General features: G+C 65.4%; 17 protein-coding genes. 2 read left to right on the top strand and 15 right to left on the bottom strand.

Going from position 1 to position 19,974, the window contains the following annotated elements; translation table 11 throughout:
• From J2X92_RS25910 to J2X92_RS25950, 9 genes are all read right to left on the bottom strand, one after another.
• Positions 1-1,752 (bottom strand): IlvD/Edd family dehydratase, encoded by a 1,752-nt coding sequence (locus tag J2X92_RS25910; RefSeq protein WP_307580124.1) that lies wholly within the window; start codon positions 1,750-1,752, stop codon positions 1-3.
• Positions 1,753-1,791: 39 nt separating this feature from the next.
• Positions 1,792-2,823 (bottom strand): galactofuranose ABC transporter, permease protein YjfF, encoded by a 1,032-nt coding sequence (gene yjfF, locus J2X92_RS25915; RefSeq protein WP_307580126.1) that lies wholly within the window; start codon positions 2,821-2,823, stop codon positions 1,792-1,794.
• A gap of 61 nt (positions 2,824-2,884) precedes the next feature.
• Entirely contained in the window at positions 2,885-3,919 is a 1,035-nt protein-coding gene (locus tag J2X92_RS25920; protein WP_307580128.1) for an ABC transporter permease, read from the bottom strand.
• A 145-nt stretch (positions 3,920-4,064) separates the two neighbouring features.
• Positions 4,065-5,585, bottom strand: coding sequence for a sugar ABC transporter ATP-binding protein (locus J2X92_RS25925; RefSeq protein WP_307580130.1), 1,521 nt, complete (start codon positions 5,583-5,585; stop codon positions 4,065-4,067).
• Positions 5,586-5,589: 4 nt separating this feature from the next.
• Entirely contained in the window at positions 5,590-6,816 is a 1,227-nt protein-coding gene (mmsB, locus tag J2X92_RS25930) for a multiple monosaccharide ABC transporter permease (RefSeq protein ID WP_307580132.1), read from the bottom strand.
• Positions 6,803-8,359 carry a multiple monosaccharide ABC transporter ATP-binding protein gene (mmsA, locus tag J2X92_RS25935; RefSeq protein ID WP_307580230.1) on the bottom strand — a complete coding sequence of 519 codons (1,557 nt, stop codon included), beginning with the start codon at positions 8,357-8,359 and terminating at the stop codon, positions 6,803-6,805. Before mmsA ends, mmsB begins: the two co-directional genes overlap by 14 nt.
• Positions 8,360-8,367: 8 nt before the next feature.
• Positions 8,368-9,438, bottom strand: a complete 1,071-nt coding sequence (gene chvE / locus J2X92_RS25940; RefSeq protein ID WP_093019731.1) for a multiple monosaccharide ABC transporter substrate-binding protein — start codon at positions 9,436-9,438, stop codon at positions 8,368-8,370.
• Between the two features lie 30 nt (positions 9,439-9,468).
• The gene (locus tag J2X92_RS25945) at positions 9,469-10,434 is read right to left on the bottom strand and encodes an ABC transporter substrate-binding protein (RefSeq protein WP_093019729.1); all 966 of its coding nucleotides are present in this window, start codon (positions 10,432-10,434) and stop codon (positions 9,469-9,471) included.
• Positions 10,435-10,488: 54 nt separating this feature from the next.
• Positions 10,489-11,940, bottom strand: a complete 1,452-nt coding sequence (locus J2X92_RS25950; RefSeq protein WP_307580135.1) for an aldehyde dehydrogenase family protein — start codon at positions 11,938-11,940, stop codon at positions 10,489-10,491.
• Positions 11,941-12,092: 152 nt separating this feature from the next.
• Here J2X92_RS25950 and J2X92_RS25955 point away from each other — a divergent pair, with 152 nt between their 5' ends.
• Positions 12,093-13,052, top strand: coding sequence for a LysR family transcriptional regulator (locus tag J2X92_RS25955; RefSeq protein WP_055801935.1), 960 nt, complete (start codon positions 12,093-12,095; stop codon positions 13,050-13,052).
• On the opposite strand, the gene J2X92_RS25960 is transcribed toward J2X92_RS25955, so the two are convergent.
• Positions 13,053-13,829 (bottom strand): SDR family NAD(P)-dependent oxidoreductase, encoded by a 777-nt coding sequence (locus J2X92_RS25960; protein ID WP_307580139.1) that lies wholly within the window; start codon positions 13,827-13,829, stop codon positions 13,053-13,055.
• A 136-nt stretch (positions 13,830-13,965) separates the two neighbouring features.
• On the opposite strand from J2X92_RS25960, the gene J2X92_RS25965 reads away from it, so the two are divergent.
• A complete protein-coding gene (locus J2X92_RS25965) occupies positions 13,966-14,919 on the top strand; it encodes an SMP-30/gluconolactonase/LRE family protein (RefSeq protein WP_307580141.1) in 954 nt (317 codons plus the stop codon).
• On the opposite strand, the gene J2X92_RS25970 is transcribed toward J2X92_RS25965, so the two are convergent.
• From J2X92_RS25970 to J2X92_RS25990, 5 genes are all read right to left on the bottom strand, one after another.
• Positions 14,916-16,019, bottom strand: a complete 1,104-nt coding sequence (locus tag J2X92_RS25970) for an aldose epimerase family protein (RefSeq protein ID WP_307580143.1) — start codon at positions 16,017-16,019, stop codon at positions 14,916-14,918. The two genes, J2X92_RS25965 and J2X92_RS25970, sit on opposite strands and share 4 nt — an antisense overlap.
• Positions 16,020-16,039: 20 nt before the next feature.
• Positions 16,040-17,062: an alpha/beta hydrolase family protein gene (locus J2X92_RS25975; protein ID WP_307580145.1), complete on the bottom strand. Its 1,023-nt coding sequence runs from the start codon at positions 17,060-17,062 to the stop codon at positions 16,040-16,042.
• Between the two features lie 69 nt (positions 17,063-17,131).
• Positions 17,132-17,674: a GNAT family N-acetyltransferase gene (locus J2X92_RS25980; RefSeq protein ID WP_307580147.1), complete on the bottom strand. Its 543-nt coding sequence runs from the start codon at positions 17,672-17,674 to the stop codon at positions 17,132-17,134.
• The gene (locus J2X92_RS25985; protein ID WP_307580149.1) at positions 17,671-18,258 is read right to left on the bottom strand and encodes a helix-turn-helix domain-containing protein; all 588 of its coding nucleotides are present in this window, start codon (positions 18,256-18,258) and stop codon (positions 17,671-17,673) included. Before J2X92_RS25985 ends, J2X92_RS25980 begins: the two co-directional genes overlap by 4 nt.
• A gap of 36 nt (positions 18,259-18,294) precedes the next feature.
• Positions 18,295-19,968, bottom strand: coding sequence for an alpha/beta fold hydrolase (locus J2X92_RS25990; RefSeq protein WP_307580151.1), 1,674 nt, complete (start codon positions 19,966-19,968; stop codon positions 18,295-18,297).
• Between the last annotated feature and the right edge of the window lie 6 nt (positions 19,969-19,974).

The raw sequence follows: 19,974 nt of genomic DNA on the forward strand, positions 1-19,974 counted from the left end.
TCAGTGTGAATGACGGGGAACGGCGGAGCCTCTGCAGCCCACCAGAAAGTCGAAGTCGCAGCCTTCATCGGCCTGCAGCACGTGGTTGACGTAGAGCTTCTGATAGCCGCCGCCGCGCGTGCTCATCGGCTGCGCATCGGTGCTGCTCAATGAAGCCAGGCGTGACGCCAATTCTTCGTCGCTGATGTCCAGGTGAAGCCGGCCCGCATCGCAGTCGAGCTCGATCCAGTCGCCGTCGCGTACCGCGGCCAAAGGCCCGCCGTCCGCCGCTTCAGGAGCGACGTGCAGCACCACCGTGCCATAGGCCGTGCCGCTCATGCGCGCGTCCGAGATGCGCACCATGTCCTTCACGCCTTGGCGCAGCAACTTCGGTGGCAGCCCCATGTTGCCCACTTCGGCCATGCCGGGATAGCCCTTCGGGCCGCAGTTCTTGAGCACCATCACCGAACTCGCATCGATCTCGAGCGATTCGTCGACGATGCGCTCCTTGTAGTGTTCCAGGTTCTCGAACACCACCGCGCGACCCCGGTGCTTCAGCAGCTCGGGCGAGGCCGCGGAGGGCTTGAGCACCGCGCCGCGCGGCGAGAGATTGCCGCGCAGGATGCGAATGCCGCCATCGGCGATCAACGGGTTGTCCAGGGGGCGGATCACCTCGTCGTTGAGGCTCGGCGCGTCGCGCACGTTGTCCCAGAGCGACTGGCCGTTGACGGTGAGCGCACCCGGGTGCGGCAAGAGACCGCTTTCACCCAGGCGGCGCAACACGGCTGGCAGGCCGCCCGCGTAGTAGAACTCCTCCATCAGGAATCGGCCTGAGGGCTGCAGATCGACGATGGTGGGCGTGTCGCTGCCGATGCGCGTCCAGTCTTCCAGCTCGAGATCGACTCCGATGCGACCCGCAATCGCCTTCAGGTGGATCACCGCATTGGTCGATCCGCCGATGGCGGCGTTGACGCGAATGGCGTTCTCGAAGGCCTCGCGCGTGAGGATCTTCGACAGCGTGAGCCCTTCCTTCGCCATCTCTACCGCGCGCATGCCCGACATCTGCGCAAGCACATAGCGCCGCGCGTCGACCGCCGGAATCGCGGCGTTGTGCGGCAGCGAAGTGCCCAGCGCCTCGGCCATGCAGGCCATGGTCGAGGCCGTACCCATGGTGTTGCAGGTGCCCGCCGAGCGCGACATGCCGCCTTCGGCCGAGAGGAACTGATGCAGGTTGATCTCGCCGGCCTTGAGCGACTCGTGCAGCTGCCACACGGCCGTGCCCGAGCCGATGTTCTTGCCTTCGAGTTTGCCGTTGAGCATGGGCCCGCCCGTCACCACGATCGCCGGGATGTCGCAGCTTGCTGCGCCCATCAGCAGTGCGGGCGTGGTCTTGTCGCAGCCCGTCAGCAGCACCACCGCATCGACCGGGTTGCCGCGGATGGCTTCTTCCACGTCCATGCTCGCGAGATTGCGCGTAAGCATGGCCGTGGGCCGCAGGTTCGATTCGCCGTTGGAGAACACCGGAAACTCGACCGGAAAGCCGCCCGCTTCCGAGATGCCGCGCTTCACATGCTCGGCAATCTTGCGGAAGTGTGCGTTGCAGGGCGTGAGTTCCGACCATGTGTTGCAGATGCCGATGATCGGCCGGCCGTCGAACTCGTGGTCCGGTATGCCCTGGTTCTTCATCCAGCTGCGGTACATGAAGCCGTTCTTGTCGGCCGAGCCGAACCATTCGGTCGAGCGAAGCTTCTTCTTTGGGTTTTGGTCCGGCATGCGGAAGGTTCCTGAAGGCGAGAGAAAAAGAAAAAAGCGTCAGCGCCGCGGCGCACGCGAAGTAAAGAAGCGCTGCAGCAGGCAGAACACGAAGAGCAGCGCACCCACCACGATGCGGGTCCACCACGAGCTCAGCGTGCCGTCGAAGGAAATCAGCGTCTGGATGATCCCGAGCATCAACACACCGAAGAGCGTGCCCGCCACATAGCCCACGCCGCCCGTGAGCAGCGTGCCGCCGATCACCACTGCCGCAATGGCATCGAGCTCCAACCCCAGCGCATGCAGTCCGTAGCCCGACAGCATGTAGAAAGTGAAGATCACGCCCGCCAGCGCCGAGCAGAAGCCCGACAGCGTGTAGACGCCGACGAGCGTTGAGCGCACCGGCAGGCCCATCAGCATGGCCGAATGCTCGCTGCCGCCAATGGCGTACACGGTGCGTCCGAAAGGCGTGCAATGCGCAATGAACACCGCCGCCAGCAGCACCGCGATGGCGATCACCGCGCTGATCGAGAGCGAAGCCTCGCCCCACACCGGAATGCGGATCTGCGAAACCTCGGCATAGAACGCGTTGGTAATGCTGATCGAATCGATGCTGATCAGATAGCAGAGCCCGCGCGCCAGGAACATGCCTGCCAGCGTGACGATGAAGGGCTGCAGCCTGAACCGCTCGATGAGCAGGCCCATGAACGCGCCGAAGGCCGTTCCCATGACCAGAACCAGCGGAATCACCACCGCGGGGCTCCAGCCGTGCTTCTCGACCAGCGAGGCCGAGACCATCGTGGTGAGCGCAATCACAGAGCCCACCGAGAGATCGATCCCGCCTGAAAGAATCACGAAGGTCATGCCCACGGCAACGACGATCAGGAACGCGTTGTCGATCAGCAGGTTGAGGAACACCTGCGCCGAGAAGAAGCCGTCGTAGAACACCGAGCCCAGCGTGGCCATCAGCACGAACAGCGAGATGGTCGCCGTGAGCGGCAAGTACTTCGGATTGAGCCCCGTCTTGCCCCCTCTCCCACGCGCGGGAGAGGGTTGGGGTGAGGGTACAGCCGTCTCGATCACCGCGCTCATTGGGTAACCTCCGTGCTGCGCACTGCGGTGCGAGCCCCCTTCGGAACGGCCGGGCGGGGGCTCATGAACTTGCTCCCTCATGCACAGGCCGCTGAACCAGCGCCCGCACCTCGGCCCTGAATTCCGGCGACTGCAACAGCATCACCGCGAACACCACCACGGCCTTCACGACAAGATTGATCTCCGGCGGCACACCGAGCGAGTAGATGGCGTAGGTCAGCGTCTGGATGATCAGCGCGCCGATCACGCTGCCCATGAGGCTGAAGCGCCCACCCGTGAGCGCTGTGCCGCCCAGCGTCACCGCCAGGATCGCGTCGAGTTCGAGCAGTTGGCCCGCGTTATTACCGTCCGCACTCTTGACGTTGGAGCTGATCAAGAGGCCTGCGATGCCCGCGCACACGCCGCAAAACGCATACGCGCCGACGATGAGCCGCCGCGCCTGCACGCCCGCCACACGCGCAGCCGTCGGGTTGATGCCCACCGCCTGAATGAACAGGCCGAGCGCCGTGCGCGTGATCGCCAGGTACAACAGCACGAAGACCGCCGCCACGATGAACAGCGAGAACGGCAACCCCAGCAGATAGCCGCTGCCCAGGAAGAAGAAGGGCTTGTAGTAAATCGTGATGATCTGCCCGTCCGCAATGAGCTGCGCAATGCCGCGGCCCGCCACCATGAGGATCAGCGTCGCGATGATCGGCTGCATGCCGACCTTGGCGACCAACATGCCGTTCCAGAGGCCGCACAAAAGCGCAATGCCCAAGGCCGCCACGATGGCCAGCCACATCGGAAAGCGGCTCACGTCGCTCGCCACGGAGCCGCCAATCATCCAGGCGGCCAGGGCCGCAGCAATGGCCACCACCGCGCCTACCGAAATGTCGATGCCGCGAGTGGCAATGACGAGCGTCATTCCGAGCGACACGAGCACCAGCGGCGCTGCGCGATTGACGATGTCGATCAAGCTGCCGTAGAGATGGCCGTCGCGCCATTCGAGGTGCAGGAAGCTGGCGTTGAATGCGGTATTGACTGCGAGTAGCAGCAGCAATGTGACGATGGGCCACGCGAGGCGGTGGCTCATGAAGGAGGAGAGACGCGTCATGTGTTCTGCCTTGCTCCTTCCCCTTCCGGGGGAAGGTTGGGATGGGGGCAGACGGCGCTTGCGATGGGGCCGCGCTCAATGGAAGGCCGTCGTGCCCCCACCCCTGCCCTCCCCCGGGAGGGGAGGGAGAAAAACAAAGAGATCTTCATGCTGCGGCAATCATTTCGTACACCTCGTCTTCGGTCGCGCCGCCCGGCAGCTCGCCCACCTTCTTGCGATCGCGCAGCACCACGATGCGGTGCGCCACGCGCACCACCTCGCTGATTTCGGAAGAAATGAAAATCACCGCCATGCCCGCGCGTGCAAGCCGCAATATCTCTTCCATGATTTCCTGCTTGGCCGCCACGTCGATGCCGCGCGTGGGCTCGTCAAGGATCAAGAGGCGCGGCTCGGTCGCGAGCCAGCGCGCGATCATGGCCTTCTGCTGATTGCCGCCCGAGAGCAGGCCAATGGGTGTTTCCACGCTCGCGGTCTTGATGCCCAGAGACGCGACAAAACGCTCGGCCATCGCGGTCTGCTCGGCGTGCGAGAGAAATTTCCGCGTGCCGAGACGCGCCTGCAGCGCGAGTGCAATGTTCTCGCGCACCGACAGTTCGGCCACGATGCCGTCGGTCTTGCGCTCTTCGGGGCACAGCGCCAGCCCTTCGCGAATGGCGTCGGCGGGGTTCGAGAAGCTGACCGAACGGCCGTCGATCTTGAGCACGCCGCGGTCGGGCGTTTCGAGCCCGAACAGCAGGCGCGCAAGCTCCGTGCGGCCAGCCCCGAGCAGGCCCGCGATGCCCACGACCTCGCCGGCGCGCACGCGCAGATCCGTTGCCTGCAACTGCCCCGCCTGCCCCAGGCCCTCGGCCTGCAGCAATGCTTGCGCCGCTTCATCGAGCGCTGGCAGCGCAGCAGGCCGCGCCGACTGGGCCGCGAGTTCGCGCCCCAGCATTGCCGCGATCAGCGCCTGCGGGCCAAGTTCCGCGGCACGCCACTCGCCCACCCAGTTGCCGTTGCGCAGCACCGTGATGCGATCGGATATGGCATACATCTGATTGAGAAAGTGCGTGACGAAGACGATGGCAAGCCCTTCGCCGCGCAGGCGCCTCAGCACCTCGAACAGCTTCTCGACCTCATCGTCGTCCAGGCTCGAGGTCGGTTCGTCCAGGATCAGCACCTTCGACGACACGCCAAGCGCGCGCGCAATCGCCACCATCTGCTGCACCGCCACCGAGTAGCTCGACAGCAGCCGCGTCACGTCGATGTCCAGGCCAATGCGCGCCAGCAGTTCCTCGGCCCGGCGGTTGACCGCCGCCCAGTCGATGCGAAAACCCTGCGCAGCGCCGCAGCGCGGATAGCGGCCCGCAAATACGTTCTCGGCCACCGAGAGGTTCGGGCAGAGGTTGACCTCCTGGTACACCGTGCTGATGCCGAGCTTCTGCGCTTCGAGCGGTGAAGCTGGATGAATGGCTTGTCCGTCCAGCCACGTCTCTCCGCCGCTCGACGGCAGCACGCCCGTGAGCACCTTGATCAGCGTCGACTTGCCCGCGCCGTTCTGCCCCATGAGCGCGTGGATCTCGCCCGGGTAGAGCCGCAACTGCACGTCGCGCAGCACCGGAATGCCGCCGAACTGCTTGTGGATGCCCCGCAGTTCGAGCACGGGGCTGATGCTGCTCTGGCTCATGCGCTTACTTGTTCTTGTTGTAGACGTCGATGAACACCGCGGCCAGCAGCACCAGGCCCTTGATGACCTGCTGGTAGTCGATGCCGATGCCCAGAATCGACATGCCGTTGTTCATCACGCCCATGATGAAGGCGCCGATCACCGCGCCCATCACCCGGCCCACGCCGCCCGAAGCCGAGGCTCCACCGATGAAGCAGGCCGCGATCACGTCGAGCTCGAAACCGAGGCCTGCCTTGGGGGTGGCCGTGTTGAGCCGCGCCGCGAACACCAGGCCTGCGAGCGCGGCCAGCGCGCCCATGTTGACGAAGGTGAGGAATGCCAGCCGCTGCGTCTTCACGCCCGACAGCCGCGCCGCCTTCTCGTTGCCACCCAGTGCATAGATGCGCCGGCCGATGGTGGTACGGTTGGTAACGAAGTCGTACACCACGATCAGCACCGCCATCACGATCAACACGTTGGGCAGGCCCTTGTAGGTCGAGAGCAGGTAGCTGAAGAAAAGGATGATGCCCGCGAAGAACAGGTTCTTCACCAGGAAGAACGCATAGGGCTCCGTTTCCATGCCGTGCGCCGCGAGCTTGGCCCGGCCGCGCAGCTTGAAGAACACCAGCGCCGCCGCGGCCAGCGCACCCACCACCAGCGAGGTGATGCGTAGCCCACCGGCATCGAGGCCGCCCAGCGGGTCGGGAATGAAGCCCGAGCTCAGCCGCTGGAACTCGACCGGGAACGGCCCGACCGACTGCCCCGCCAGCAGCGCCAGCGTGAGCCCCTTGAACACCAGCATGCCCGCGAGCGTGACGATGAACGACGGAATCTTTCGGAACGCGACGAACCAGCCCTGCGCAGCGCCGATGACCGCACCCGCCGCAATGCTGATGATGGCCGTGGGCACGAAATGCCATTCGTACTCGACCATCAGCACCGCCGCCAGCGCGCCGATGAAGCCGCAGACCGAGCCGACGGACAGGTCGATGTGGCCCGCCACGATCACCAGCAGCATGCCCAGCGCCATGATGACGACGTAGCTGTTCTGCAGCAGCAGGTTGGTGAGGTTCAGGGGCCGCAGCAGCGTGCCGTCGGTCAGCACCTGGAACAGCACCATGATCGCGACGAGCGAGATCAGCATGCCGTATTCGCGCAGGTTGTTCTTCAGGAAGCCGGCATGCAGCTTGGGGCCAGTCTCTGCGATGGGGGCGGCGGCGTTCACCGCCGCGTTGACTTCAGGCTGCGACATGGACGGAACTCCCTGCGCTCACGATGGCGTGCATGATGCGTTCCTGCGAAGCCTCTGCCGCCGTAAATTCGGCCACGAAGCGGCCCTCGTTCATCACGTAGATGCGGTCGCACATACCGAGCAGTTCCGGCAGTTCGGAAGAAATCATGAGAATGCCTTTGCCCTCGCTCGCAAGCTGGTCGATGATGGTGTAAATCTCGTACTTGGCGCCCACGTCGATGCCCCGCGTGGGTTCGTCAAGAATCAATAGTTCGGGCTTGGTGAAGAGCCATTTGCTGAGCACCACCTTCTGCTGGTTGCCACCCGAGAGGTTGACCACCAGCTGTTCCACGCCCGAAGAGCGAATGTTGAGTGCCTTGCGGTAATCGACCGCGACCTTGAATTCGCGCGCGTCGTCGATCACCATGGCGTTGGAAACCGCCTCCAGGTTGGCCAGGCTCACGTTCTTGCGAATGTCTTCCTCGAGTACCAATCCCAGGCCCTTGCGGTCTTCAGTGACGTAGGCAATGCCATGGTCGATGGCCTTGCGCACCGTGCTCACGTCCACCGGCTGGCCGTGCATCAGCACCGTGCCGCTGATGCGCTGGCCGTAGGACTTGCCGAACACGCTCATCGCGAGTTCGGTGCGCCCCGCACCCATGAGGCCCGCGATGCCGACGATCTCGCCTTGGCGCACATGCAGATTCACGCCCTTGATCTGCTCGCGATCGGCATGCAGCGCATGGTGCACGCGCCAGTCGCGCACCTCGAACACCGTCTCGCCGATCTTCGGATGGCGCTGCGGATAGCGGTGTGCCATGTCGCGGCCGACCATCCCGCGGATGATGCGGTCTTCGCTGATCGGCTGGCCGCGGCAGTCCATCGTCTCGACCGTGGCGCCATCGCGCAGCACGGTGATCGAGTCGGCCACCTTGGCAATTTCGTTGAGCTTGTGCGAGATCAGGATCGACGCAATGCCCTGCCGCTTCAGTTCGAGCAAGAGCATCAGCAATGCGTCGCTGTCGTTCTCGTTGAGGCTGGCGGTGGGCTCGTCCAGGATCAGCAGCTTGACTTCCTTTGCCAGCGCCTTGGCAATCTCGACCAGCTGCTGCTTGCCCACGCCCAAATCGGTCACCAGCGTGGTGGGCGGCTCCTTGAGGCCCACCTTGGCCAGCAGGTCGCGGGTCTTCGCATAGGCGGCAAACCAGTCGATCACGCCGCCGCGTGCAATCTCGTTGCCGAGAAAGATGTTCTCGGCAATGGACAGCAGCGGCACCAGCGCCAGCTCCTGGTGGATGATGATGATGCCGAGCTTCTCGCTGTCGGCAATGCTCCTGAAGCGGCGCAGCTCGCCCTCGAAGTGGATCTCCCCGGTGTACGAGTCGCACGGGTAGACGCCGCTCAGCACCTTCATGAGCGTCGACTTGCCCGCGCCGTTCTCGCCAACCACCGCATGGATTTCCCCTGCGCGCACCGCCAGGTTGACGTCACTCAGCGCTTTCACGCCGGGAAACGTCTTGGTGATGCCGCGCATCTCCAGGATGCGTGGATCCGCTGCCGCCATTGCAATACTCACTTGACCTGGCTTTCCTTGTAGTAGCCGCTGTCGACCAGCACTTGCTTCCAATTGCCGCCGTCCACGCTCACGGGCTTGAGCAGGTACGAAGGCACCACCTTGATGCCGTTGTTGTAGGTCTTGGTGTCGTTCACCTCGGGCGTCTTGCCCGACAGCATCGCGTCGGCCATCGCCACAGTGACCTTGGCCAGTTCACGCGTGTCCTTGAACACGGTCGAGGTCTGTTCCTTGCGCAGGATCGACTTGACCGAAGGGATCTCCGCGTCCTGGCCCGATACCACCGGCATCGGCTGCGAAGCCGAGCCATAGCCCACGCCCTTGAGCGACGACAGGATGCCGATCGACAGGCCGTCGTACGGCGACAGCACTGCGTCGACGCGGTCCTTGGTGTAGTAGGCCGACAGCAGGTTGTCCATGCGGGCCTGTGCCACCGCGCCGTCCCAGCGCAGCGTGCCGACCTTGTCCATGCCCATCTGCTTGCTGCGCACCACCAGCTTGCCGCTCTTGATGTACGGGTCCAGCACCGACATGGCGCCGTTGTAGAAGAAGAAGGCGTTGTTGTCGTCAGGCGAGCCGCCGAACAGCTCGATGTTGAACGGGCCCTTGCCGTTCTTGAGGCCAAGCGCGGCCTCGATCGACTGCGCCTGCAGCACGCCGACCTGGAAGTTGTCGAAGGTGGCGTAGTAGTCGACGTTCTTCGAGCCCTTGATGAGGCGGTCGTACGCGATGACCTTCACGCCCTTGTCGGCGGCCTTCTGCAGCACGTCGGACAGCGTGGTGCCATCGATGGCTGCGATGACCAGCACCTTCGAGCCCTTGGTGACCATGTTTTCGATCTGCGCGAGCTGGTTCGGAATGTCGTCGTCGGCGTATTGCAGGTCGGTCTTGTAGCCCTTCTCCTTGAAGTACTTGACCATGTTGGCGCCGTCGGCGATCCAGCGCGCCGACGACTTGGTGGGCATCGAAATGGCGATCAGGCCCTTGTCCTGCGCGTGCGCGAGCGGCGCGATGCCGACGATGACCAGTGCGATGCCTGCGAGCGAGGCCTTGAGGAAATTGCGTTTCATGGTGCGATCCGTTGTTTCAATGGAGAGAGCTCAATACTTTCGATTCGGGAATTCCTTGGCGGCGACTTCCATCGGGAAAATCGTCTCTTCGGTCACGATGCGCTTGGGCAGCGCCTTGCCGGCCTTGATGTCTTTCACGGCGCTCATCAGCTGAGGGCCGAGCAGCGGGCTGCATTCCACCGACACGTTGAGCTTGCCGGCGATCATGGCTTCGAAGGCACCCTTCACGGCGTCGATCGAGATGATGGTGATGTCCTTCGCGGGCTTGAGACCGGCCTCTTCGATGGCCTGGATGGCGCCGATGGCCATGTCGTCGTTGTGCGCGAACAGCACGTTGATCTTCTTGCCCTCAGCCTTCAGGAAGGCTTCCATCACTTCCTTGCCCTTGGCACGCGTGAAGTCGCCAGTCTGCGAGCGCACGATCTTGAACTTGGGATCGGCCTTGATGATTTCCTCGAAGCCCTTCTTGCGGTCGATGGCCGGTGCCGAGCCCACGGTGCCCTGCAGCTCGACGATGTTGACTTCGCCCTTCTGGTCCTTCATCTTCTCGACCAGCCAGCGGCCCGCCTTGCGGCCTTCCTCGACGAAGTCGGAGCCCATGAAGGTCACGTAGAGCGAGTCGTCCTTGGTGTTGACGGAACGGTCGGTCAGCACCACCGGGATCTTCGCGGCCTTGGCTTCGCGCAGCACGGTTTCCCAGCCCGACTCCACCACCGGCGAGAACGCGATCACGTCGACCTTCTGCGCAATGAACGAGCGGATGGCCTTGATCTGGTTCTCTTGTTTCTGCTGCGCGTCGGAGAACTTGAGCTCGATGCCCGCTTCCTTGGCCGATGCCTTGATCGACTCGGTGTTGGCGGTGCGCCATTCGCTCTCGGCCCCAACCTGGCTGAAGCCCAGCACGATCTTCTTCTGCGCCAGCGCGGTGGCGGGCAGGAGGCTGCCCAGCGAGGCGGCGGCGAGTGCGATGCTGAGGGTGCGGCGATTGAGTTTCATGGAAATGTCTCCTTCTTTCTCTGTTTGCTTGCTGTTGAAAACCGTCCGTGGTGGTCAGGCCAGCATGTAGCCGGTCTTGACCGTCGTGTAGAACTCCGCGGCGTGGCGCCCTTGTTCGCGCGGCCCGTAGCCCGACCCCTTGCGGCCGCCAAAGGGCACGTGGAAATCCACGCCCGCGGTCGGCAGATTGACCATCGTCATGCCGACTTCGGCATGCCGCCTGAAATGCATCGCGTGCTTGAGCGAGTTGGTGCAGATGCCCGCGCTGAGGCCCGAGGGCGTGTCGTTGCATAGCGCCAGCGCTTCGTCGTAGTCGGCGACGCGCAGCACGCAGGCCAGCGGGCCGAAGATTTCCTCGCGCGCGATGCGGTGCCCGGGCTTGGCCAGGAAGAGCGCCGGGCTCATGTAGTGGCCAGCAGTGGCGCGCTTGAGCGGCTCGCCGCCCCACACGTGCTCGGCGCCTTCTTCTCGCGCGATGCCGACCCATGCGAGGCTGCGCGCCAGCCGGTCTTCGTCGACCAGTGGCCCGATGTCGATTCCGCGTTCGAGCGCATGGCCGATCTTGAGCGCCTTGAGCCGTTCGCGAAGCCGAGACACGAACACGTCGTGCACGGCGGCCTCGACGATGAGTCGGCTCGACGCCGTGCAGCGCTGCCCGTTGGAAAAGTAGGCGCCCTGCACGGCGCAGTCCACGGCGTGATCGATGTCGGCATCGGCCAGCACCACGAGCGCGTTCTTGCCGCCCATCTCGAGCTGCACCTTGGCGCGCCGCGCGGCGGCCGCCTGGAGAATGCGTTCGCCGTTGCGGGCCGACCCGGTGAAGCTCACGGCATCGACCAGCGGGCTGTCGACCAGCGCCTGGCCGGCTTCGCGTCCGCTGCCCATCACGAGGTTGAACACGCCTGCGGGTAGCGCGGCGCGGCTGATGATCTCGGCCAGCGTCCAGCCGCAGGCCGGCACCAGTTCGGCCGGCTTGAACACCACGCTGTTGCCGTAGGCGAGAGCGGGCGCAATCTTGGTCGCCGGCACCGCCAGCGGCGAGTTCCACGGCGTGATGAGCCCGGCCACGCCGACCGGCTCGCGCGTGACGTCGACCTGTACGCCAGCACGGAGCGACGCCATGTTCTCGCCCCCACCGCGCATCGCCTCGCCCGCAAAGAACTTGAATGTTTGCCCGGCGCGCGTGGCCTCGGCCACAGCCTCGGGCAAGGTCTTGCCGACTTCACGCGCCAGCAGCAGGCCCAGCTCGTCCTTGCGCACCAAGATCTCGGTGCCGATGCGGTCGAGCACGTCGGCTCGGCGCTGCGGCGTGCTGTGGCTCCAGTGGGGAAAGGCGTCGGCGGCAGCGCGAATCGCGGATTCGACTTGACGGCGATCGGCACGTGCGTATTCGGCCACCACTTCGCTGGTGTCCGAAGGATTGGCGCTCACACCGGTGGTCGCGCTGGTTTCCCAGCGGCCATTGATGTATTGCCGCACGTTCTGATGGATCTCGCCGTGAATCACCGCTGCGCCGACCTTTGTCTCTGATTTTTCGGAAGTGCGGCGAGTCTAGGAACAGAATTGATATCGATCCAATCATTTTTTCGACAAAATGCATATCAATCGCCGGATTCTGGAAAACCCTCTGAGCCCAAAGCTCTAACAAATCACGAGACATGACCAACTACAACCACTGGTTCATCCGCGCCCGCCTCAAGACGCGCCAGCTGCTTTTGCTGGTGGCGCTGGCGGAGGAAGGCAACATCCACCGCGCGGCGCAGGTGCTCAACATGACCCAGCCCGCTGCCTCCAAGCTGTTGAAAGACCTGGAAGACGTGCTGGAGGTGCCGCTGTTCGACCGGCTGCCGCGCGGCATGCGCCCCACGTGGTATGGCGAAACCATGATCCGCCACGCGCGCGTGGCGCTGGCCAGCTTGAACCAGGCACACGACGAACTCACCGCGCTGAAGGCGGGCCGCTTCGGCCAGGTCGGCGTCGGCGCCATCACCGCGCCCGGCCTCACGCTGATGCCGCCGGCTGTGGCCATGGTGAAGCGCGAACAGCCGGACCTGCGCGTGTCGCTGGAGATCGAGACCAGCGCAGTGCTGATCGAGCGGCTCGAACAGGGCAAGCTCGACATCCTGGTGGCGCGGCTTTTCGCCGAGCACGACAAGTCGCAGCTTCGCTACGAAGCGCTGGCCGAGGAGCCCGTGTGCGCGCTGGTGCGCCCCGGCCACCCGCTCCTGGGTGTGAGCGGCCTCACGCTGCGCGACGTGGTGGGTGCCGGGTGGATCGTGCCGCCCGCCGGCAGCGTGCTGCGCCATCGCTTCGAGCTGATGTTCCAGGAAGAAGGCCTGGTGCCGCCGAACAACATCATCGAAAGCTCGGCCTTGCTCTTCATTACGCGCATGCTGCAGCAGAGCGACATGGTGGCCGTGCTCGCCTCCGACGTGGCGCGCTACTACGCCGCGCACGGCATCGTGTCGCTGCTGCCGCTGGACATGCCCTGCCACATGGACGCCTTCGGGATCATCACCCGCACCGACCGGCTGCCGTCGCCGGCCGCCAAGGTGATGATGAAAGCGCTGAAGACGGCCAGCCTCAGCGTCTACGGACGCAAACTCGAGATGGACTGATCAGGTCCAGCCTGCATCGACGGTGAACTCTTGCGCCGTGCACATCTTCGCGTCGTCCGACGCGAGGAACAGCACCATGCGCGCAATGTCTTCGGGCAGGAGCTTGTCGGGCAGGCACTGGTTGCGCTTGAGCGACTGCTCGCCCTCGTCGTCGAGCCAGAGCGTCACCTGCCGGTCGGTCATCACCCAGCCCGGCGATACGGTGTTGATGCGGATGCGGTCCTTGCCCAGTTCCACGGCAAGGCCGCGCGTGAGGCCATTGACCGACGACTTCGCAATGGCATAGCAGGGGTAGCCCGAGCCCTTGGTCTGCCATCCCGTCGAACCCAGGTTGACCACCGAGCCGAAGCCCAGGCGCCGCATGCCCGGCACCACCGACTGGATCGCGAACAGCGCGGGCCGCTCGTTGATGGCCATGCGGTTGTCGTAGTAATCGGGCGTGACCGATTCGAGCGTGTGGCGGTCGTCGCTCGCCACGTTGTTGACCAGCACTGCAAAGTCGCCGAGTTCGGCGGCCGCATCGGCAATGGCCTTCTGCAGCGCGCCGATGTCGCGCACGTCGCAGGTGCGCCACCACGGCGCCGCGTGGCCTTGTTCGACGATCTGCTCTGCGAGCGTGGCGCTGGCGCTTTCGGCAATGTCAACGAACGCCACGCGTGCGCCCTGCGCGGCAAAGGCCGCCACAATGGCCGCGCCAATGCCGCTGCCGCCGCCGGTGACGAACACGGTGCGTCCCTTCAGGCTGGGATAAATCGAAAGCTGCGGGGAATCCTTCAAGGTATGGGTCTCCAGTGCGTTGGCAGTGACATTGCAAAATCAATATCACTTGATGCCATATAGTTTGGTTTCTATTATCAATATGCCTTGATACGATCCGCCGCGTCAAGGACCGAGACAACGAAGGCACAAAACAATGACCCAGAACGGCAGCTCCGCATCCCCCTTCGCACCTCTGGGTGGGCCCACCGTCATCGGCCAGCCCGAGTGCCTCTGGCCCGCCGGCGCCACGCTCGGCGAGGGCACGTTGTGGTCTCAGCGCGAGCAGGCGCTCTACTGGATCGACATTCTTGGCTGCCGCCTGTACCGCTACGATCCTGCGGGCGGCGCGCAGCAGACATGGCAATTCGACGAGGAAATCACCGCGCTCGCCGAGCGCGCCGATGCGCCAGGGCTGATCGTCACGATGCGCCGCGGCTTCGCCTTCTTCGACCCGGCCGTGGATGCGCCGCCGCGCTACCTGCACCAGCCGGAGCTCGACCGGCCCGCCAATCGCTTCAACGATGGCAAGTGCGACCGGCAGGGCCGCTTCTGGGGCGGCACCATGGACTTCGATTGCGTGGCGCCCACTGGCGCGCTCTATCGCTTCGATGCCGACGGCCGCTGCACGCGGCACGACGACGGCTTTGCGGTGACCAATGGGCCGACCTGGTCGCTCGACGAACGCACGATGTATTTCAACGCCACTGTGGAAGGCTGCGTGTACGCCTACGACTTCGACGCCGCAGCCGGCACGGTGAGCAACAAGCGCGTGTGGCTTCGCTTTGCAAAAGGCGAGGGCCTGCCCGACGGCATGACGACCGACGCGGCCGGCCGGCTATGGATTGCGCGCTGGGGCGGCCATTGCGTGAGCTGCCACGACCCGGTGAGCGCCGCCGAACTGTGCCGCATCGAACTGCCCGCGAGCAACGTCACGGACTGCGCCTTTGGCGGCAACGACCTATGCACGCTCTACATCACCACCGCGCGCAGCGGGCTCTCGGATGAAGAACTGAAGGCAGAGCCCCTGGCCGGCGCGCTGTTCTCCGTGCGCGTCGCAAGCCCCGGCCTGCCGGCTGCCGAATTTGGCGCCGCCGCGGTCAAGGCCTAGGCTGAAATCCCGAAGCGGTGCAGCGTGGTGCTACTGAACGCTTCGCCCGGCCGGAGCACCGTCGAAGGAAAATCCGGCTGGTTCGGCGAGTCGGGATAGTGCTGCGTTTCCAGGCACAGCCCGGCGCCTTGCCTGAAGCTTTCGCCGTCTCGGCCGCGAAGAGTGCCGTCGAGAAAATTGCCCGAGTAGAACTGCACCGCCGGTTCGGTCGTATGCACTTCCATCACGCGCCCTGAGGGCTCGTGCTCGAGGCGTGCCGCCAGCGCCATGCCGGCGGGCTCGCGGTCGAGCACCCAGTTGTGGTCGTAGCCGCCAGCCACGCGCACTTGCTCGTGGGGATCATCGATGCGCGCGCCGATCGGCGTGGGCGCGCGAAAGTCGAACGGGGTTCCGGCCACCGATGCCAAGCCGAGCGGAATCAAGCCCGAATCCACGGGGCAGAAACGGCTCGCGGGAATCGTGAGGCGGTGATCGCGCACGGCGCCGGCGCCGGCCAGGTTGAAGTAATCGTGATGGCTCAGGTTCAGCACCGTGGCGCGGTCGCTCACGGCGCGATAGTCGATGCGCCATGCGTTCTCCGTGGTGCTGAGCGCGTAGCGCACGGTCACCTGCACCTCGCCCGGAAAGCCTTCTTCGCCGTCGGCGCTGGTGTAGCGGAGGTCGATGGCGACCTCATCGCCATCCTCGCTTTGTGTGGGCACTGCATCGATCTGCCAGTAGCGCGTGCCAAAGCCCCGGTGCCCGCCATGCAGCGAGTTGGCGCCGTTGTTGAGCGGGAGCTGATGCGCCACGCCGTCGAGCGTGAAGCGCCCGCCCGCGATGCGGTTGGCGTAGCGGCCGACGATGGTGCCGAAGTGCGGATGCGGCTTCAGGTAATCCTCCAGCGTGCGCAGGCCCAGCACGATGTTGCCGCTCTGCCCGTGCCGGTCGGGCAGCTGCAAGGCAGTGACGATGCCGCCCAGGTTGATGGCGCTGAGGCAGAGGCCGCGGCCGTTGTCGAGCGTGTATTCGGTCACGGCGCGCCCATCGGGCATGCGGCCGAACTCGTGGGTGGCGATGCGGGGCGCGGGGTGGCCGGTGCTGCTGTTGGGCAATTGCATTGTCTTGAGGGTTTCCGTTGTTATTGAAGCATTGCTTCGCGTGCGCAAAGCGATGCGGTCTTCAGGCCGATGCGGTCCGTCAGATCGTGATTTTGCGGCGGCTCGGCCGCGTGGGTCTGGACTTCCACGCGATGGCCGGCCTTGGCGACGGCATCGGCAAAACGCTCCTGCAAATCGAAAGGCGTGTTCCGGTCGTCGCGGTTGCCAATTAGCACGATGCGCCGCAGCGGATCGCGCGCAATGCCGTCGACGTGGTCGAGCGGATCGTAGAACTGCGTGCTGCCGGTGGTGTCGCTGCGGCCGTCGCGCGATTGCCCCAGCCGGCGTGCACGCTCCAGAAGGCCATAGGCGCCGGAGGTCAGCACCGCGCAGGCGATGCGCATGCGGCCAAGCGTGAGCAGCGCCGCGCCCGCGGTGGCACCGCCACTGTGGCCGAGGATCACAATGCGCTCGATCCGATGCCGCTGCATCAGCGCGTCGAGCGCCGCATCCAGCGCGTGGAACTCGGCCATCTCGCGCCGCTTGCGGTGGTCGCCCGATGAGCCGTAGGTGCCGGGCCGCGCCACGAAGATCCACGGCACGCCCGCCCGATCGCGGCTGCGCTGGGCATCGAGCATGCGCAGTGCCTCGGTGTTGCCGGGAATGCGCGTGGGCGCGTGGTTCATGACGCCGTCGCGGTCGCCCGAGAACTGCACGATGGCCATGCGGGCGTCGTCGATGTCGCTGCTTGCAAAGTACCGGATGCAGGCCGGCCCTTCGACCGGCTGCACCCACAGGTAGCCGGTGCGGTCGGGGCAGTTGGCGCGCACCGCGGGCTGGTTCCACTGCAGTGTTGCGCTGCCTGCCGCAAGCGCGGGAGGATGTGGCTCCGGCACGCGTTGCGCGCATGCGGTCTGTGCGAGCGCCAGCAGCGCGAGGGGAACGAGCCTCCAGCGCCCGGCCGCCATGCATTTGGTTCCGGTGGAGGCCAGGCCGATCTCGATCTGGAGCTGCCTGGGGCGGTTCAACAACAGATCGATGGGGAGCGTCGGGTCTTCGGTCATTCAGCCGCGAATGATGACAGGCCGCGCCGCGTCCGAAAATCCCGGCTACCGCATCTTTGGCGCCATGCGCTAGACCAGCGCGCGATAGAAGTAGGTGGTGTCGCACGGTCCGCCGTCCGGCAGCAATGCAAAGTCCGGGATCACGCCGACGCGCATCCAGCCCAGGCGGGCATACAACCGTTCGGCCTCGACACTGGACGTGTCGAGCACGAGCAAGGTCTTTCCGCGTTCGCGGCCGAGCTGCTCGGCGGCCTGCATGAGCATCGCACCGAGACCCTGGCGCCTGGCGCGCCGGTGCACGAGCATCTTTGCCACCTCGGCGCGGTGCGGCTGGTTCTCCGGCAACTCGAGCAGGAGCTGCACGGTTCCGACGATGCCCTGCGCGTCTTCGGCCACCAGCAGCAGGCGGTCGCCGCGTTCAACGCCCTCGCCCACGCGGCGCCAGAACGCCGAAGCGCGCTCGCGGGTCAGCGGCAGCATGAAGCTGACCGATGCGCCGCCCTCCACGCAATCGACGAGCACGTCGGCCAGCTGGCGGGCGTGTGCGTCGTCGACGCTGGAAAGAACGCGAATGCGTGGCGCAAGGGTTTCGGGGTCGGTCGTCAATGTCATCTCCACGAAGAGGGCGCGGTTGCAATCACGACGGCATAGCGTGCGGCCTGCCGGGTGGGGTTGTAGTAGCTCATGGGGCGGTCGAGCACCAGTGCCAGGCAGTCGCCCGCGCCGAGCCGGTGGTGGTCTTCGCCGACGGTGACTTCGATGGTTCCTTCGAGCACCCACACCTGCTGGTGGACCTGGGGTTCCCGCGCGCCGGTTTCGTAGGCCACGCGCGCCTTGGGCGGAAACAGCACTTCGACGATGTGGATCGGCGATGCGGTGCCGCCGGGCGATACGTTCCGGCGCACATAGCCCGAATGCGGATCGCGCCATTGCGTCTGGTCGGCCAGGCGCGACACCGGGCCGGCTTCAGGCTGTGGCGCCTCGAACAACGAGGCCAGCGGAACACCGAGGCCCGTCGCCAATTTTTCGAGCAGCACCGCCGTCGGGCTGCTTTCGCCCCGCTCGATGAGCGAGATCATCGAGCGGCTGACCCCGCAATGCCCGGCCAGCGCGTCGAGAGAAAGGCCGCGGTCGGCGCGCAGGTCTCGCACGCGCTGCGCGATGCGTTCGTTCAGGCTCTGTGTGGTTGCTTCCATGATGTCGGATAAATGTCCAACATCATGGATGCAAAGTCAAGGCCGGCTATTTGCCGATGGGTCGCCTCGGGGTTTCGATGAAGGCTCCCACGAGTCGGGCGTGGTCGCGACCAGCTCCTTGAGGCTGGACCATGGCTTAGCGCCCGGCACGCTGGTGCCGCCCGCGATCGCCACCTTGGCGAAGACGACCATCCTCTCGCGCAGGTACTGCCGGTCGCTCTCCGGCCAGGTCTCGATCGAATGCGGTCCGCGGGCCACCACGATCTCTCGTGCACCGCGGATGCGGTCGTAGGCGGCAACGGTGCCTTGCAGCGTCTCCGCGCGGTCCCACAGGCCCTTGCCGAAGAATGCGGCCGGCCACGTGTGCATGCCTGCGAGGGGTGCCGAGTTCGGATAGAACACGATGTGATGGTCCGCCGCCATGCCACCCAGAAACAGGTTGCGGTCGGCCAAGTCGGGCGACGATGGCAGGTAACCGGCACCGCTCGCGAACGAAGAAAGCAGGATGGCGCCCTTGATGTTCGTGAACCTTTTGGGCGGGGGGCATTCAGGCACCGGCATGTCGTAGCTGCACGCGCCCGAGAAATTCTTGGCCATGGCCCACGCGATCGACATCGAGCCGCGCGAATAGCCGCCGAGCAGGATGGGAATGCGCGTCGAAGCCATGCCGCCGAGCAGCTTGCCGGCCGCGCCGCTGCCCTCGAGCACGCGGCCTTCGGGCGTGAGAAGCCGCAGGCCGTTTCCGCTGTCGAGCTGCGCCAGCACGCGAAAGACGTCCTCGCCCTGCTCCAGCGTATGGGTGTCGCTGAAGCCACCCGAGATGCCTTCGCCTCGCCGATCGTAGGCCAGCACGTCGAAGCCCGCCTGGTTCAGCGCGTCGAGGTTCTCGCGCCACCAGCGCTGGCCCATCGTTTCCGTTGTGGCGTTCGGAAAGCGGATGTCGACCGTCTTGCCGGTTGCCGGGTCGATGCGGTAGGCCTTCTCATTGGGGTGCTGGATCGCGGTGAGCTGCCCGCCGCCACCGGGTGCCATGACCACCAGCGCGCGCGTCTTGCCGCCCTTGCCATCGTCGACCCCGCGGCCTTCGATGTACCAGCCGCGCAGCTTGACCGGATCGGTCATCTTCAGGTCGATGCGCTCGAAGGTGTCGCGCGGCACGGTGAACTCGACGACGAAGGTGTCGGCATCGGCGCGCGCAATGCCTTCTGCGTAAGGCGCTTTGGCGAAGAAGGCGGGACGCCGAATCTGCCGCAGATCCACGAGGCCCTCCGGATCGATCCTCCCCGAAGGATCGACAGTGCCGGTCGATCGCGTCGAGCGTGCCTTGTTGGGCGGCAACCAGCGCTGCATCTGCGCATCGATGCGCGCGAAGCAGGCGGCGTCGGCCTTGCATGCGCGCCAACGCTCCTTCAGGCGCGCATCGGTGAACTCTTCGACGTAGTAGTCGCCTCCGGCATACCCCGCGGGGGGACGATAGGCGTTGACGCCGAGGGGCACGCAGACGGTCCTGCCATCGGGCTGCGGCAGACGGTAGCCGGGCAGTTCATGGTTACGGTCGGCGCCGACCCACGCGCGGCAATCGGTGGGCGGCGGCTCCGCCCCTGCGCTGCTCAAAATCGAAACCGAGTTGTCGTGCGATGAACAGCCGCCGATGGCCAGGGCCGCAAGCACCGCACCTGCAGCCCATGTCATGCGTGAAAACGCGCTCATGTTCCC

It is taken from the genome of Variovorax paradoxus, assembly GCF_030811855.1.
GTDB classification, from domain to species: domain Bacteria; phylum Pseudomonadota; class Gammaproteobacteria; order Burkholderiales; family Burkholderiaceae_C; genus Variovorax; species Variovorax paradoxus_L.

Coding starts and splice junctions, on each gene's coding strand:
- J2X92_RS25985 (WP_307580149.1), bottom strand. CDS start 18,258: ATGGAAGCAACCACACAGAGCCTGAACGAACGCATCGCGCAGCGCGTG.
- mmsB (WP_307580132.1), bottom strand. CDS start 6,816: ATGTCGCAGCCTGAAGTCAACGCGGCGGTGAACGCCGCCGCCCCCATC.
- mmsA (WP_307580230.1), bottom strand. CDS start 8,359: ATGGCGGCAGCGGATCCACGCATCCTGGAGATGCGCGGCATCACCAAG.
- J2X92_RS25945 (WP_093019729.1), bottom strand. CDS start 10,434: ATGAAACTCAATCGCCGCACCCTCAGCATCGCACTCGCCGCCGCCTCG.
- J2X92_RS25980 (WP_307580147.1), bottom strand. CDS start 17,674: ATGACATTGACGACCGACCCCGAAACCCTTGCGCCACGCATTCGCGTT.
- J2X92_RS25970 (WP_307580143.1), bottom strand. CDS start 16,019: ATGCAATTGCCCAACAGCAGCACCGGCCACCCCGCGCCCCGCATCGCC.
- J2X92_RS25925 (WP_307580130.1), bottom strand. CDS start 5,585: ATGAGCCAGAGCAGCATCAGCCCCGTGCTCGAACTGCGGGGCATCCAC.
- yjfF (WP_307580126.1), bottom strand. CDS start 2,823: ATGAGCGCGGTGATCGAGACGGCTGTACCCTCACCCCAACCCTCTCCC.
- J2X92_RS25990 (WP_307580151.1), bottom strand. CDS start 19,968: ATGAGCGCGTTTTCACGCATGACATGGGCTGCAGGTGCGGTGCTTGCG.
- J2X92_RS25965 (WP_307580141.1), top strand. CDS start 13,966: ATGACCCAGAACGGCAGCTCCGCATCCCCCTTCGCACCTCTGGGTGGG.
- J2X92_RS25920 (WP_307580128.1), bottom strand. CDS start 3,919: ATGACGCGTCTCTCCTCCTTCATGAGCCACCGCCTCGCGTGGCCCATC.
- chvE (WP_093019731.1), bottom strand. CDS start 9,438: ATGAAACGCAATTTCCTCAAGGCCTCGCTCGCAGGCATCGCACTGGTC.
- J2X92_RS25910 (WP_307580124.1), bottom strand. CDS start 1,752: ATGCCGGACCAAAACCCAAAGAAGAAGCTTCGCTCGACCGAATGGTTC.
- J2X92_RS25975 (WP_307580145.1), bottom strand. CDS start 17,062: ATGACCGAAGACCCGACGCTCCCCATCGATCTGTTGTTGAACCGCCCC.
- J2X92_RS25955 (WP_055801935.1), top strand. CDS start 12,093: ATGACCAACTACAACCACTGGTTCATCCGCGCCCGCCTCAAGACGCGC.